At 49.4% G+C, this 15,204-nt stretch carries 12 protein-coding genes, 1 tRNA gene and 1 pseudogene; 6 read left to right on the forward strand and 8 right to left on the reverse strand.

All coding sequences use genetic code 11. The features are described 5' to 3' along the window. Positions 1 to 106: 106 nt before the first annotated feature. The 4 genes from B5F71_RS06875 to B5F71_RS06890 all read right to left on the reverse strand — a co-directional run bounded on the left by B5F71_RS06875 (position 107) and on the right by B5F71_RS06890 (position 4,240). Positions 107 to 574, reverse strand: coding sequence for a nucleoside deaminase (locus B5F71_RS06875; RefSeq protein ID WP_087208722.1), 468 nt, complete (start codon positions 572 to 574; stop codon positions 107 to 109). A 204-nt stretch (positions 575 to 778) separates the two neighbouring features. Then, positions 779 to 2,410 carry a chaperonin GroEL gene (gene groL, locus B5F71_RS06880; RefSeq protein WP_087208725.1) on the reverse strand — a complete coding sequence of 544 codons (1,632 nt, stop codon included), beginning with the start codon at positions 2,408 to 2,410 and terminating at the stop codon, positions 779 to 781. A gap of 33 nt (positions 2,411 to 2,443) precedes the next feature. Next, on the reverse strand, positions 2,444 to 2,716 hold the full coding sequence (locus B5F71_RS06885) for a co-chaperone GroES (protein WP_022039847.1): 273 nt from the start codon (positions 2,714 to 2,716) through the stop codon (positions 2,444 to 2,446). A 186-nt stretch (positions 2,717 to 2,902) separates the two neighbouring features. After that, positions 2,903 to 4,240, reverse strand: coding sequence for a cytidylate kinase family protein (locus B5F71_RS06890; RefSeq protein WP_022039846.1), 1,338 nt, complete (start codon positions 4,238 to 4,240; stop codon positions 2,903 to 2,905). Between the two features lie 434 nt (positions 4,241 to 4,674). Here B5F71_RS06890 and B5F71_RS06895 point away from each other — a divergent pair, with 434 nt between their 5' ends. Continuing rightward, the gene (locus B5F71_RS06895; RefSeq protein ID WP_022039845.1) at positions 4,675 to 5,901 is read left to right on the forward strand and encodes a DNA recombination protein RmuC; all 1,227 of its coding nucleotides are present in this window, start codon (positions 4,675 to 4,677) and stop codon (positions 5,899 to 5,901) included. A 204-nt stretch (positions 5,902 to 6,105) separates the two neighbouring features. Here the strand turns inward: B5F71_RS06895 and hisS are convergent, their stop codons facing one another. Further along, positions 6,106 to 7,464, reverse strand: a complete 1,359-nt coding sequence (gene hisS / locus B5F71_RS06900; protein WP_022039844.1) for a histidine--tRNA ligase — start codon at positions 7,462 to 7,464, stop codon at positions 6,106 to 6,108. A gap of 139 nt (positions 7,465 to 7,603) precedes the next feature. Continuing rightward, the gene (locus tag B5F71_RS06905; RefSeq protein WP_087208727.1) at positions 7,604 to 8,278 is read right to left on the reverse strand and encodes a zinc metallopeptidase; all 675 of its coding nucleotides are present in this window, start codon (positions 8,276 to 8,278) and stop codon (positions 7,604 to 7,606) included. Between the two features lie 221 nt (positions 8,279 to 8,499). Here B5F71_RS06905 and B5F71_RS06910 point away from each other — a divergent pair. After that, positions 8,500 to 8,572: transfer RNA gene (locus B5F71_RS06910), tRNA-Lys, on the forward strand. A gap of 242 nt (positions 8,573 to 8,814) precedes the next feature. Then, positions 8,815 to 9,003 (forward strand): annotated as a pseudogene (locus B5F71_RS06915) (Arm DNA-binding domain-containing protein); the annotation flags it as partial. 72 nt (positions 9,004 to 9,075) lie between these two features. Here the strand turns inward: B5F71_RS06915 and B5F71_RS06920 are convergent. Together B5F71_RS06920 and B5F71_RS06925 are read right to left on the reverse strand one after the other, a co-directional pair. Further along, positions 9,076 to 9,561: a dihydrofolate reductase gene (locus tag B5F71_RS06920; RefSeq protein WP_022039838.1), complete on the reverse strand. Its 486-nt coding sequence runs from the start codon at positions 9,559 to 9,561 to the stop codon at positions 9,076 to 9,078. Between the two features lie 11 nt (positions 9,562 to 9,572). After that, entirely contained in the window at positions 9,573 to 10,367 is a 795-nt protein-coding gene (locus tag B5F71_RS06925) for a thymidylate synthase (protein WP_013617267.1), read from the reverse strand. Positions 10,368 to 10,632: 265 nt separating this feature from the next. On the opposite strand from B5F71_RS06925, the gene B5F71_RS06930 reads away from it, so the two are divergent. The 3 genes from B5F71_RS06930 (at position 10,633) to B5F71_RS06940 (ending at position 15,148) form a co-directional block, all read left to right on the forward strand. Then, positions 10,633 to 12,030 (forward strand): rRNA cytosine-C5-methyltransferase, encoded by a 1,398-nt coding sequence (locus B5F71_RS06930; RefSeq protein ID WP_087208752.1) that lies wholly within the window; start codon positions 10,633 to 10,635, stop codon positions 12,028 to 12,030. A 475-nt stretch (positions 12,031 to 12,505) separates the two neighbouring features. Then, complete coding sequence (locus tag B5F71_RS06935; RefSeq protein ID WP_022039835.1) at positions 12,506 to 13,768, forward strand: putative DNA modification/repair radical SAM protein; 1,263 nt, start codon at positions 12,506 to 12,508, stop codon at positions 13,766 to 13,768. A gap of 126 nt (positions 13,769 to 13,894) precedes the next feature. Beyond that, positions 13,895 to 15,148, forward strand: a complete 1,254-nt coding sequence (locus B5F71_RS06940) for an Nramp family divalent metal transporter (RefSeq protein WP_087208754.1) — start codon at positions 13,895 to 13,897, stop codon at positions 15,146 to 15,148. The last annotated feature ends 56 nt before the right edge of the window (positions 15,149 to 15,204 follow it).

The following is a 15,204-nucleotide window of genomic DNA, read 5'->3' on the forward strand; positions in this document are numbered from 1 at the left end:
CATTGCCACATTATCACATTGCCACATTATCACATTGCCACATTATCACATTGCCACATTATCACATTGCCACATTATCACATTGCCACATTAGCACATTATCACATTAGTACGCTGTTTTGTCCGTTTTATTTTCCCAGTCGGTGAAAGCTTTGAGGGCTTCTTCGGGCAAGAGGCGTTCCGACTTCAGACGGCGGTCTTCAGGATTCAGTTCCAGTTCTTTGTAGATGAATGCGTCATCGAATCCGATACGGGCGGCATCGTGTTTGTCGTTTCCGTAATACATGCGGTCCAGATGCGCCCAATAGATGGCTCCCAGACACATGGGGCAAGGTTCGCACGAGGTGTAGATTTCGCATCCGCTCAGGTCGAATGTCCCCAGTTTCCGGCAAGCGGCACGGATGGCACTTACTTCGGCATGGGCGGTAGGGTCGTGGTCGGGGGTTACTCGGTTGGTACCTGTGGCGATGATTTCCCCGTTGCGTGCGATGACGGCTCCAAAGGGGCCTCCTCCTTCGGCTACATTGCGTACCGACAGTTCTATAGCTTTGCGCATCAATTCTTCTTTCGTCATAAGCTTTTAGGTTTAAGTTTCGTGTCCCTAAAGATACGTTTTTTTCACCACAGATTACACAGATTCATAAAATTATTTAGGAATAAAAACATAAGGATTGCCAGACATTCATGGATAAATAAAATCTGTGTAATCTGTGGTGAAAAAAAAAAGCGGAGGCACTTTTACGTACCCCCGCTTTCTTTTTATCGGGTAAGAGATATATTACATCATGCCACCCATGCCTCCCATTCCGGGTGCCGGCATTTCGGGCTTGTCTTCTTTCTTATCTACGATGACACATTCTGTAGTCAGGAACATACCGGCGATAGAAGCCGCATTTTCCAATGCTACACGGGTTACCTTGGCAGGGTCTACCACGCCTGCGGCATGCAGGTTTTCGTAAACGTCTGTGCGTGCATTGTAGCCGAAGTCACCTTTGCCTTCACGTACTTTCTGAACAACTACTGCACCTTCCTTGCCGGCGTTGGCAACAATCTGGCGCAACGGTTCTTCGATGGCACGTTTGATGATTTCGATACCGGTAGTTTCATCGGCATTGTCACCCTTCAAGCCTTCCAGTGCATCGATGGCACGGATGTAGGTTACGCCACCGCCCGGAACGATACCTTCTTCGATAGCCGCACGTGTCGCGCACAAAGCATCGTCTACACGGTCTTTCTTTTCCTTCATTTCCACTTCGCTGGCTGCACCTACGTAAAGCACGGCTACACCGCCCGACAATTTGGCAAGACGTTCCTGAAGTTTTTCCTTGTCATAGTCGGAAGTAGAGTTCTTGATTTCAGCCTTGATTTGGTTGATACGGTCCAAAATGTTGTCTTTGTCACCGGCACCGTTCACGATGGTTGTGTTTTCTTTTGTGATAGTAACTTTTTCGCAGCTACCCAGCATGTCGATAGTGGCTTGTTCCAGTTTCAAACCCTTTTCTTCGCTGATGACAACACCACCCGTCAGGATAGCGATATCTTCCAGCATGGCTTTACGACGGTCGCCGAAGCCCGGAGCCTTAACGGCACAAATCTTCAACTGGCCACGCAAGCGGTTGACAACCAATGTGGTCAAGGCTTCGCTATCTACATCTTCTGCGATAACCAGCAAAGGACGTCCGCTCTGTACGGCAGGTTCGAGGATAGGCAGGAAGTCTTTCAGGTTGCTGATTTTCTTATCGTAAATCAGGATGTACGGACGTTCCATTACGCATTCCATCTTTTCTGTATCCGTTACGAAGTAAGGAGACAGATATCCACGGTCGAACTGCATACCTTCTACAACGCCGATGGTGGTGTCGGTACCTTTGGCTTCTTCGATGGTGATGACACCGTCTTTCGAAACCTTACGCATAGCGTCGGCAATCAGTTTACCGATAACCGGGTCGTTGTTGGCAGATACAGTAGCTACTTGTTCTATCTTGTCATAGTTGTCTCCTACGGTTTCAGCCTGAGCCTTGATGCATTCAACGACTTTCGCTACGGCTTTGTCGATACCACGCTTCAAGTCCATCGGGTTGGCACCGGCGGTTACGTTCTTCAGTCCTACGCCTACGATAGCCTGAGCCAGTACGGTTGCGGTAGTTGTACCGTCGCCTGCATCGTCGCCGGTTTTCGAAGCTACAGATTTCACCAACTGTGCGCCGGTGTTCTGGAAAGCGTCTGCCAGTTCGATTTCTTTTGCTACGGTTACACCGTCTTTCGTGATTTGCGGAGCACCGAATTTCTTTTCGATGATGACGTTACGTCCTTTCGGACCCAGTGTCACTTTTACGGCATTTGCCAGTTCGTCCACGCCTTTCTTCAACTGGTCGCGGGCATCAATATTGAAAAGTATTTCTTTTGCCATGATTCTTCGTTTTTAATTGTTCATTATTCATTATTAATTGAGTACGGCGAGCACATCGCTTTGACGCATAATCAGGTATTTTACACCGTCGTGTTCGATTTCTGTGCCCGAATATTTGCCATATAATACTTGGTCGCCTGCTTTCAGGACCATTTCTTCGTCTTTTGTGCCATTGCCTACGGCTACAACTTCACCTTGCAACGGTTTTTCTTTTGCTGTATCGGGGATGATGATGCCACCGATTGTCTTTTCTTCTGCAGGTGCCGGAAGAATTAGCACTCTGTCTGCTAATGGTTTAATGTTCATAATGTTTATATTTTTATACGTTATTCATTAAATTCTATCGGGCTTGTCCATGCAAGCCACCTTTCTCTCTACCAAAACCGTGCCAAAGTGTTTTTCTGACATTCTGTCAGCATGATGTCTGCCACATAGCTGCGTGGACAGATGCATATAGGTACATCGGGCGGCGCACTTATATGCCTTGCCGGTTCAGGCTATCTGCCTTGCGGCACGCAGAATCATGTCTACGGCTCCATCGATTCCGGTCCGCTCGGTGTTGATAATCAGGTCGTAGCCATTGATGTCGGTCCATTGCTTGCCGGTGTAGTGCCAATAGTGGTTGGCACGTCCGGTGTTGACCTGTTCGATTTTTCTGGCGGCATCTGTTGCCGAAAGGTGGAGTTTGTCGGCAAGCTGCTTGACCGCAAAGTCCCGTCCCGACATGATGAAGACACGGAGCACGTGCGGGTCATCGCGCAAAATCCAGTTTCCTAACCTGCCGATGATGACGCAAGGGCTTTTGTGCGCCAACCCGCGGATAGTCCGGCTCTGGCTGACGTAGATGGCGTCTTCTTTCGAGGGGTTCATGGATGCCGGTATGCCGCTGTCGGCAAATATCATTTCCCACAGGCGGGAGGTGGAAAGGGTTTGCTCGTTCTGTGCCACGAAGTCGGCGGAATATCCCATCTGTTGTGCCGTCTGGTCGATGAGCTGGCGGTTGTAGCAGGGGCATCCCAGGCGGCGTGCTACTTCCGCACCGATGGCATCGCCTCCGCTCCCGTACATGCGCGCGATGGTGATGACGTGGTTGCCTCTCCACTCGTCGCTGGTTTGTGGGGCAGCTTTCCGGCGCTCGCCTTTGGGGATGAAAATCAGGTCTAACCACTGGAGGTGAGGCGAGAATACCCGTACCATGATTCCGACGTAGAACATGGATACCAACGTGCCTACGCCCACCATCTTCCAGCTCCAGTGCCCGAAATAGACGAACATGAAAACGGTGCCGATGCATACTAAGCAGGTGTCGGAACAGATTTTCACCTTGCCGAAATCTTTTCTGAGAAAACGGGAGATGGCAAGCGGAAGCCCTTCGCCGGCAAGCATCAACGAGTCGCAGCGCACCTCGCAGGCGATGCCGAATGCCAATATGGCACCTCCGGCGAGCAGTTCGATGAAACGCAACGGGTAACCTGCCACCGGATTGAGCTCGAAAGGCACCTGTAGCGGCGCGGTGAGCCACATGGTGAGGTCGGTGTAGAAACCGAAAAGGAAAGAAACCAAAATCTGGGTGTACTGGCGTTTCTCGAAATCCTTGCGCAAGAGCAGCATCTGAATCAAGATGAAGAACACATGCATGCAGATGGTGAGCTGGCCCATCGTCATCTTCATCCCCGGTATCAGCGAGAGGATATAGGGTGGGGCGGATATAGGTGATGACCCGAGATTGGCGCGGATAGACAACGAGGTGCCCAAGGCGATGACAAAAAGAATAACGACAAAACTGGCATAGCGGCGCATCCACTCTGCCTTGCTCCTTTTTAATTCCATTGTTCTGAACTTTTAAAAATCAGTGCGAAAGTACACAAAAATCAGCGTTGTTGGCTTAAGTCCCGGCAGCGCTTTAAACTTATTTAAACTCCTTACGGTTATCATCCTTACAATTCCAGCAGAAATGACAATGCCGCCAATTGTATCACCGGCTTTTGAAAATTCAATGTAGCATTTGTCATTTGTAAGTTTTGTAAGGGGGCGTTACAATTGTTACAATTACAGTTATTTTAAAACGGTTTTATTCGTACGGGATAAAAGTGGCTATAAAATTTATATTATATATATTATATATAATATAGTATATAAATAGATAATTCTTTCTTTTTCATTCCGGATGACTCGAAAACGATTTTCGATTAACTGTAATTGTAACAATTGTAACGATTGTAATGAAATTGTTATCTTTGTTCTCCGTAAAAAAACTTGTTTGTATGGAAATACTATATTTGATTATCGGGCTTGTCGTGGGGTGCGTGGCAGGCTGGCTGCTTGCATCGCGGAAAGGTGCGGCACTGGAAGTACAGCTGAAGATGCAGGAAATGCACGCTCACGAATTGATAGAAGCCGAACGCCGCCGTTCCGAAGAAAGGCTGGCAGAGCAGAAGCGCGAGATGGAAGACCTGCACAAACGCTCGGCACTGGAGTTTGAAACCTTAGCCGACAAGATACTCCGCCAGCGCGCTGAGGCATTCAACCGCCAGAGCGCAGAAAGCTTGGGAGCCTTGCTGAAGCCTTTGGGTGACAATCTGAAGGAGTTCAGGCATAGGGTGGAAGAGGTTTATGACAAAGAATCGAAACAACGTTTCTCGCTGGAAGACCGCATCAAGGAGCTGGTGCAGCTGAACAAGCAAATCAGCGATGATGCCAACAACCTGACCCGTGCACTGAAAGGAGACTCGAAGATGCAGGGTAATTGGGGGGAAATGGTGTTGGAAACCATTCTGGAAAACTCAGGACTGCGTGAGGGCGAGGAATATTTCCGCCAAGAGTTCTTGAAAGATGAGAAGGGGAATCCTGTACGCAACGAAGAAGGGCAGCGGCTCCAGCCTGATGTGCTGGTGATGTATCCCGATAACCGCCGTGTAATCATCGACTCGAAGGTGTCGCTCACCGCTTACGCCGCTTATGTGGTAAGCGAAGACCGCGAGGAGCAGGAGCGTCTGCTCAAGGCGCACCTGACATCGGTACGTGCCCACATCGATGAGCTGAGCCGTAAGGATTATTCGCGCTACGACATCGCCTCGCTGGATTTCGTGATGATGTTCATCCCCAACGAGCCTGCCTATGTGCTTGCCCTGCAGGCGGACCCTGACCTGTGGAACTATGCCTACCGCAAGAAGGTGGTGCTGATGAGTCCTACCAACTTGATAGCTGCGCTCCGGTTGGCACTCGACCTGTGGAAGCGGGAATATCAGGAGAAGAACATTCAGGAAATTGTGCGTCGTGGCACTGCACTTTATGAGAAGCTGGTAGGGTTTACCGAGACTTTCGAACGGATAGGGGATACGCTGAAAGCGGCTTCTTCGGCATACGACACGGCATTGGGACAACTTTCGGAAGGAAAAGGCAACGTCATCCGCCAGGCGGAGATGCTGAAAGAGTTGGGGATTACACCGAAAAAGCAATTGAAAGTTTCAAGCGATGAGGTAACGAGATGACTGGGCTACAAGGCTTTAAATAGTCGTGCTGGCATCAACCGGATGATGTGAAATGAATGTCCGCATTTAGCCGGCAAGGAGTTAAAGGGAGTTGGAAGCCAATACTTTTGTGCTATTGGCATTTAACTCCTTCTGACTCCTTTTTATCTACTGGTATTTTCTAAAACCTTGTCAACTCGTCAACTTGTTACCTTGTCAACTTTATCAGAAAGAGGCAATCAACTCGTCCGGAGTGATCAAAGCCTGCTCTCCGGTCGCCATATTCTTAAGTGTCACTTTGCCTTCCTGCATTTCGTTTTCACCCACGATGGCTACGAAAGGGACCGCTTTGGCATTGGCGTAGCTCATCTGTTTCTTCATCTTGGCACTGTCGGGATAAATCTCGGCAGAGATGCCTGCCGCACGCACTTTCGCGAGAATCGGAAGTACATAAGCAGTTTCTGCTTCACCGAAATTAACAAACAACACTTGTGTGCCAGCCGATGCATCTTTCGGATACAGGTCGAGCTGGTTCAGAACGTCATAAATACGGTCGGCACCGAATGAGATGCCTACGCCCGATACACCTTCCATGCCGAATACACCTGTCAAGTTGTCATATCGTCCGCCTCCGCTGATGCTTCCTATCTGTACGTCAAGGGCTTTCACTTCGAAGATGGCACCCGTATAATAGTTCAGGCCGCGTGCCAGAGTGAGGTCAAGTTCCACTTCCGAACGGATATTCAGTCCGGCAAGTGTCTTCAGGATAAACTCGCTTTCTTCGATGCCTTTCATTCCTGTCTGGCTGGCGGCGAGCACCTGTTTCAGGGTGTCGAGCTTTTCTTCGTTTGTTCCGCTCAGCTGGATAATGGGCTGAAGCTTGTCGATGGCTTCTTGTGGGATACCTTTTGAGGCAAGTTCGGCATTGACATTGTCTAGTCCGATTTTGTCCAGCTTGTCGATGGCTACGGTGATGTCTACTATCTTGTCCGCTTCGCCGATGATTTCGGCTATACCGCTCAGGATTTTGCGGTTGTTTATCTTGATGGCGACACGGATACCGAATTGGGTGAATACGGTATCAATCATCTGCACCAGTTCTACCTCGTTCAGGAGTGAGTTGCTTCCCACTACATCAGCGTCACATTGGTAAAATTCCCGGTAACGTCCCTTCTGCGGTCGGTCGGCACGCCATACGGGCTGAATTTGGAAGCGTTTGAAAGGGAATGTCAGTTCTTCGCGGTGCATTACCACGTAGCGGGCAAAAGGAACGGTAAGGTCATAGCGTAATCCTTTTTCGCAAAATTTGCTTGCCAGCTTGGCCGCGTTGCGTGAGAGCAGCTCCTCATCGGTAAGTCCCGAAAAGTAGTCTCCCGAGTTTTGTATCTTGAAGAGCAGTTTGTCTCCTTCTTCGCCATATTTGCCCATCAGCGTAGAAAGGTTTTCCATAGAGGGGGTTTCTATCTGTTGGAACCCATAGAGGTGGAATACCTTGCGGATGGTATCGAATATATAATTACGTTTCGCCATTTCCACGGGCGAAAAGTCTCTGGTTCCTTTCGGAATGCCTGGTTTTGTTGCCATAATAAATCGGTTTTAAAAGTTTGTGGTCGCAAAATTACGGAAAAAACCTTTATCATTTACCATTTACTGATTACCATTTTGTAGCCATAAGCAGCCGTAATTTGTAAAAGGCAAAATAGGAACTCGCAAAATATCTTTACTAGCGGCGGTTGGTGAAAATCGACACGTAGTAAATCAATGTGGCAAGCGACCCCAATGCAGCCACTACGTAGGTATATGCCGCCGATTTCAAGGCATCGAAAGCCTGAGTCTGGTTATAGGCATTGGTGATGCCTGCCCCTTTCAGCCATACCAGGGCACGTCGGCTTGCATCGATTTCTACCGGCAAGGTGATAAAGCTGAACAACGTGGTCATCGCAAAAAGGCAGATGCCGATAAGCATCAGTTGGGGGAACGTATTGATGAGGAACATTCCTGCCAATAACACCCATTGCACGATGGAAGAAGAGAACTGCACCACGGGTACTAGCGCCGAACGCATCTGAAGCGGAGCGTAGGCCCGTGCGTGTTGTACGGCGTGTCCGCATTCGTGTGCGGCTACGGCTGCTGCGGCTACACTGCACGTGTTATAGACCCCTTCGCTGAGATTGACGGTTTTGTTGGCAGGATTGTAATGGTCGGTGAGCATACCCGGTGTGCTGGTAACCCGGACATCGTAGATGCCATTGTCGCGTAGCATTTTTTCAGCAACCTCTTTGCCTGTCATTCCATTGGTTAGCGCAATGTGTGAATACTTGTCGAACTTTCGTTTCAAGTTAGCCTGTACCCAATAACTGATAAGGGAAATGGCAATAAATAAAATCCAGTACATCATAAGTGTTATATTCTTTAAATCATATGGTTTCGTCAGAAACGTTACAAATATCTTGCCAAATGTAGGGAAAAATCGAAAACTAATCAATTTGTCAGGCATTTTATTGAGGAATATTTAGCCAAAAAGGCAATATATTTGTACTTTTTTTGAAGAATCCTTTGCAGATTCGGAAAAAAGTTATACCTTTGCACACGCAATCAGGAATGATGGCAAACAGGTTTGATTCGCTAGCTCAGCAGGTAGAGCACAACACTTTTAATGTTGGGGTCTTGGGTTCGAGCCCCAAGCGGATCACTTAATCAAATGGTAAAACAACGAAAACCGCTGATAATCAATCATTGTCAGCGGTTTTTCTTTTATCTCCCACCTGCATTTCGGGGCAAAATGGGGCAATAAAAACAGGTGAAATAGGTGGACTTGATTTCCACCGGAACAAAGTCCACCTATTTGTGTCATACTTCTCTGATTTTCTGCATTTTGCAAACTTGCAACTACCTGATAAAACAGTATTTTTACACCCTAAAAAATATGCAGGTATGGCAATGCAAAGAAACTATTTTACGGTACTCTTCTTTCTGAAGAAATCAAAGCTCCTCAAAAACGGGGAAGCTCCCATCTGTATGCGCATCACGGTCAATGGCAAGAGAGCCGAAGTGCAGATTAAGCGCAGTGTTGAAATCGAAAAATGGAATTCCCAAAAAGAATGTGCCATCGGGAAAGACCGGATAACTTCGTCTGGTGTAAGATTAATAATCTTGCAGCCTGAAGATTATTAATCTTACAGCGGATGGACCTAGTTAACCTCTCTCATAATCTACGAAACTGTATGCGTAGGCATGCTTTTCGTCAACGGAATGCGTTTCCCGGTTCACCACTTTCCAGTGGGTCGTGTCGATTTCCGGAAAGAATACGTCCGCTTCTTTCTTGTCATCTTCTATTTCGGTCAGGCAAAGCCGGTCGGCGATGGCCAGGGCTTCGGCATACAAGCCGGCTCCACCTATAATATATATGTCTTCTTCTTTGCCGCAATGCATCAGGGCTTCTTCCAGCGAGTGAAAGCATTCGGCACCCGGAAAGTTGTGGTCACCTTTGCTTAGTACGATGTTTCTCCGGTTGGGCAATGCCCCTTTCGGAAACGATTCGAAAGTCTTTCGTCCCATAATGATGGTGTGTCCCGTGGTCAATGCCTTGAAGCGTTTCAGGTCATTGGGCAACCAATAAAGCAATTTGTTCTCGAAACCGAGTCCCCGGTTTTTGTTGATAGCGGCGATGATGGTAATCATGGTGAGTTCTATTATACAGATACTTTTCCTGCGATATGCGGCCACGGATTGTAATCGGTCAGTTCGAAGTCTTCATATTTGAAGCCGAAGATGTCCTTTACGTCCGGGTTCAATCTCATTTTCGGGAGCGGGCGAGGCTCACGGGTCAGTTGCAGGTCTACTTGTTCCAAGTGGTTCAGGTAGATGTGCGCGTCGCCTAACGTATGGATGAACTCGCCTGCTTCCAGTCCCGTCACTTGCGCCATCATTTGGAGCAGGAGGGCATACGAGGCGATGTTGAACGGTACGCCCAGGAAACAATCGGCACTGCGCTGGTACATTTGCAGGCTCAGCTTTCCGTCCGCCACGTAAAATTGGAAGAACATGTGGCAAGGCGGCAGGTTCATGTTTTTCAGGTCCGCCACGTTCCATGCGTTGACGATAATCCTCCGCGAGTCGGGATTGTGTCTGATGGTCTCTACGGCTTCCGCTATCTGGTCGATGACCCCTCCTTCGTAATCGGGCCATGAGCGCCACTGGTATCCGTAGATGTGTCCTAAGTTTCCGTCCGCGTCCGCCCATTCGTTCCAGATGCGCACGCCGTTTTCTTGCAGGTAATGCACGTTGGTGTCTCCGCTCAACATCCAAAGCAGTTCGTGGATGATGGACTTGAGATGCAGTTTCTTGGTAGTCACCAGCGGGAATCCGTCCGCAAGGTTGAAGCGCATTTGGTGTCCGAATATGCTGATGGTGCCCGTTCCCGTACGGTCATGCTTTTGCACGCCTTCGGTGCGGATGCGTCTGAGTAGGTCTAAGTATTGTTTCATTCTTGTCGTGTTTGCTTGAAATTTGGGCAAAGGTAATCAGATTCGGCCGAATGCGCAAACATTCTTTTTCAAAGATTGCCCAAAAGCTCTCGCAAACGAACATAAGTGAGAGGGCTGACTCACTTAGGTGAAACGCGTGAGTTACTTATGTGAAACGGCCGACTCACTTATGTTCGTCAAAACGCATGCTTGAATCCTCTCTTGTATTGAGGATAATCTCGCGATTTTTGTTTAAATTTGCCGTTCATTATTAGAATAGATGCTTATGAATCTTCCTGTCGATTTTATAACCCGGACGGGCGGCTTGCTGGGCGAAGGGCAGTTTGCCGCTTTTCGTGAAGCGCTTGCCAAGGAACCTCCGGTCAGTATTCGTATGAACCGTTTGAAGATGGATGCCGTGCCTGCCGGCGGGCATCAGGTGCCGTGGTGCGGGTCGGGTTATTACTTGGCTTCCCGTCCTACATTCACGTTCGACCCTTTGTTTCATGCCGGATGCTATTACGTGCAAGAAGCTTCCTCGATGTTTCTCGAGCAGGTCTTGACGCAATATGTACACGAGCCGGTGGTGATGCTCGACCTTTGCGCCGCTCCGGGAGGAAAGTCTACGCTGGCACGTTCGGTCTTGCCCGAAGGAAGCCTGCTGGTGGCGAATGAAGTGATGCGCAACCGGGTGCAGGTGCTGGCGGAAAATGTGACGAAGTGGGGGCATCCCGGTACGGTGGTCTTGAATAATGATCCGGCGGATTTTGTGCCGTTGGGCGAGTTGTTCGACGTTATCTTGACCGATGTGCCCTGTTCGGGCGAAGGCATGTTCCGGAAAGACCCCGTGGCGGTAGAAGAGTGGAGTGTGGAGAATGTGACGCTATGTTGGCAACGCCAGCGCCGCATTGTGCGTGATATCTGGCATTGCCTGAAGCCCGGCGGGTTGTTGGTGTACAGCACGTGTACGTACAATCGTGAGGAAAACGAGGACAATGTGGCATGGATCGCCGAGGAACTGGGGGCGGAAGTCCTTCCGGTAGAAGTGCAGCCCGGATGGAACATTTCCGGCAATTTGGCTGGAAAAGATTTCCCTGTCTATCGTTTCCTGCCTCACCACACCGAAGGCGAGGGATTGTTTATGGCGGTCTTGCGCAAGTCGGGAGAAACGGATGCAGCCCCATGCGGCAAGCTTTATAGAGAAAGACGGGGCAAGGGAGGTAAAAGTAAGCCGTCGGTTGTACCTAAAGAGGCCAAGGCATGGGTGAAACAGGCGGATGACTATTCGTTTGTGGCCGGTCAAAATAAAATAACAGCTTTCCCGGTGGCTTATCAGGAAATATATGAACGGCTTCGTGATACAATGCATGTGGTTTATGGAGGTATTCAGGTGGCAGAAGTCAAGGGAAAAGATTTGATACCGTCTCATTCTTTGGCAATGTCTGTTTGTCGTGAAGACGTATTTTCTTCTGTAGAAGTAAACTATGAACAGGCAATCGCTTATTTGCGGAAAGAATCGGTAGTTTTGCCTTCGGATATGCCTAAGGGCTATATATTAATAAGGTATAAAGGAATGGTTTTGGGATTAGTCAAGAATATAGGCAATCGGGCAAATAACCTTTATCCGCAGGAGTGGCGTATACGGAGCGGCTATTTGCCTGAACAGGTTGTCTGTGTTTTGTGATTGTTTTTTTACCACAGATTATATATTGTGATACTGATTTATTTGCCAAATGTTTTTACAATAGTCCGTTAAAAAATCAACATATCGGCGATGATGTTTTTAGCTGATATGTCAAGGTCGGTAGGGAAATAAATCTTGTGCCCTCTTGATTCAGGATAATGAACACGACTCTGATGTTGTGTTTCATCGCAGAGGACTTCCGAATAATGATCAAGATGAGTGAAATTTATCTTTTGGGGTAGTGCCATATACATTTATTTCGCAGCGCTTCGTTTTGGTATGAAAGTTATGAAATCAATCCCAAGAAGAAAGTGCGTGTCTACATGGATAGGAACAATCCTTCAGACTATTATGTGGACGTGGACAGTGTTGTAGGATAAAAAGCAGGATAAAGAACAGTAACTTGGCAAAAGTTTGCATAACTGGGAAACTCTTGTTATCTTTGAATTTGAAATGATTCTAAATAAAGGAAGAGATGAACGAACAGGTGTTGCATAAACTGAAGGTGCTTGCCGAGTCGGCTAAGTATGACGTGTCGTGCGCGTCGAGCGGGACGGTGCGTCGCAATACGAAGGGCGGTGTGGGCAATACCGTGGGCGGTGTGGGTATCTGCCATAGCTTTGCCGAGGACGGGAGGTGCATCTCCCTGCTGAAGATTATGCTGACCAACTATTGCATCTACGATTGTGCCTATTGCATCAACCGGGTGAGCAACGACATCCCGCGTGCCACGCTCTCGGTGACGGAACTGGTGGAATTGACCATGGAGTTTTACCGTCGCAATTATATCGAGGGGTTGTTTCTTAGCTCAGGCGTGGTGCGCAATCCCGATTATACGATGGAGCGGCTGGTGCGGGTGGCGAAAGACCTGCGGGTGAAGCACCGTTTCAACGGCTATATCCACTTGAAGAGTATTCCCGGTGCCAGTCAGGAGCTGGTGCACGAGGCGGGGCTGTATGCCGACCGTATGAGCGTGAACCTGGAAATCCCTACCGAGCGGAATCTGAAGCTGCTGGCTCCGGAGAAAGACCATCGTAGCGTGTACTTGCCGATGAAGTACATTCAGCAGGGCGTGCTGGAAAGTGCGGAAGAGCGCAAGCTGCACCGCCATGCCCCGCGTTTTGTGCCGGCAGGACAGAGCACGCAGATGATTGTAGGTGCCACCGACGAGACCGACAAGGATATCCTCAGCGTATCGTCGGCGCTCTACCGCCAGCCCACGATGAAGCGGGTTTACTATTCGGGTTATGTGGCGGTGAACACGTACGACAAACGCCTGCCCTTGCTGAAACAGCCTCCGCTGGTGCGCGAGAACCGCTTGTATCAGGCAGACTGGCTCTTGCGGTATTACCAATTCAGGGTAGACGAACTGGTGGACGACGCTTCGCCCCACCTGGATATGGAGATTGACCCGAAACTGGCGTGGGCGTTGAAGCATCCCGAATTGTTCCCGGTCGATATCCAGAGTGCCGACTACGAGATGTTGCTCCGTGTGCCGGGCATCGGGGTGAAGTCGGCAAAGATGATTGTGATGTCGCGCCGTTTTTCGCGCATCGGCTTCTACGAGTTGAAACAGATGGGGGCGGTGATGAAGAAAGCGCGTTTTTTCATTACGTGCCGTGAGCTTCCTGACAAGACCATCCACGAGTTGGGACCGGCGGGCGTGCGCAGGCTCTTGCTTCCCAAGCCGAAGCGGAAAGAGGACGAGAGGCAATTGACGCTGGATTTCAGGGATTAGGTGACTAGGTACCAGTTGACTAGGTACTAGGTTCTGAATAGTCTTGTTGACGCAAGCAAAACTATCTATAACCTAGTCACCTGGTACCTAGTCAACTAGTCAACTTATAAATGCTTTTTTATTATGCTGAAAAAACTACTGAATGAACTGAAACGAAAAGACCACCAGCGCTATTTGGGCGGGTTGGATTTCTTCAAGTATATCGGTCCCGGACTGCTGGTGACCGTAGGATTTATCGATCCGGGAAACTGGGCTTCGAACTTTGCTGCGGGTTCTGATTTCGGATATACCCTGTTGTGGGTAGTTACCCTGTCTACGGTGATGCTGATAGTGTTGCAGCACAACGTGGCACACCTCGGCATCGTGACTGGCTTGTGCCTGAGCGAGGCGGCACACCGTTATGCGCCCCGCTGGATTGCCCGCCCCATATTGGGCAGTGCGGTGCTTGCCTCTATCTCTACCTCGCTTGCCGAGATATTGGGCGGAGCGATAGCCCTGCAGATGCTGGTGGGGATGCCCATTGTATGGGGCGCGTTGATCACTACGGTGCTGGTGGTGGTGTTGCTTTTCACTAATTCGTACCGGCGCATCGAGCGTGGCATTATCGGTTTTGTGTCGGTCATCGGGCTTTCTTTCCTCTACGAGTTGTTTCTGGTGGACATCGACTGGCCTCTTGCCGCCCGTTCGTGGGTGGTGCCCAGCATCCCTCAGGGCAGCCTGCTTATCATCATGAGCGTGCTGGGAGCGGTGGTGATGCCTCATAATCTTTTCCTCCATTCGGAGGTGGTGCAGAGCCGCGAATATAATAAAGGAGATGACCGCTCCATCCGGCGGCTGCTGAAGTACGAGTTTTACGATACACTCTTTTCGATGGGCGTGGGCTGGGCTATCAACAGTGCGATGATTCTGCTGGCGGCGTCCACCTTTTTTGCCCAGGGCGTACAGGTGGAAGAGTTGCAGCAGGCAAAATCGTTGCTCGACCCTTTGCTGGGCAATCAGGCGGGTACGATTTTTGCTTTGGCATTGCTGATGGCGGGGCTTTCGTCGACGGTGACAAGCGGGATGGCGGCAGGCTCTATCTTTGCCGGGATGTTCGGCGAGCCGTATCACATCAAGGATATTCATTCGCGCGTGGGTGTGCTCCTCTCATTAGGCGTGGCGTTGCTGGTCATCTTTTTCATCAATGACCCGTTTCAGGGACTGATTATTTCGCAGATGGTGCTGAGCGTGCAGCTTCCGTTCACCGTCTTCCTGCAGGTGGGGCTTACCTCGTCGCGGCGTGTGATGGGCGAGTACGCCAATTCGCGCTGGAGCACCTTCGTGCTCTACACCATCGCCGCGGTGGTTTCGGTGCTTAATCTGATGTTGTTGTTCAGTTGACAGGCGGATTTCACCACAGTGTTTTTTGAAACGCAGATTATTTTAATTTACGATTT

The organism is Bacteroides sp. An269, assembly GCF_002159755.1.
In the GTDB taxonomy this organism is placed as follows: domain Bacteria; phylum Bacteroidota; class Bacteroidia; order Bacteroidales; family Bacteroidaceae; genus Phocaeicola; species Phocaeicola intestinalis.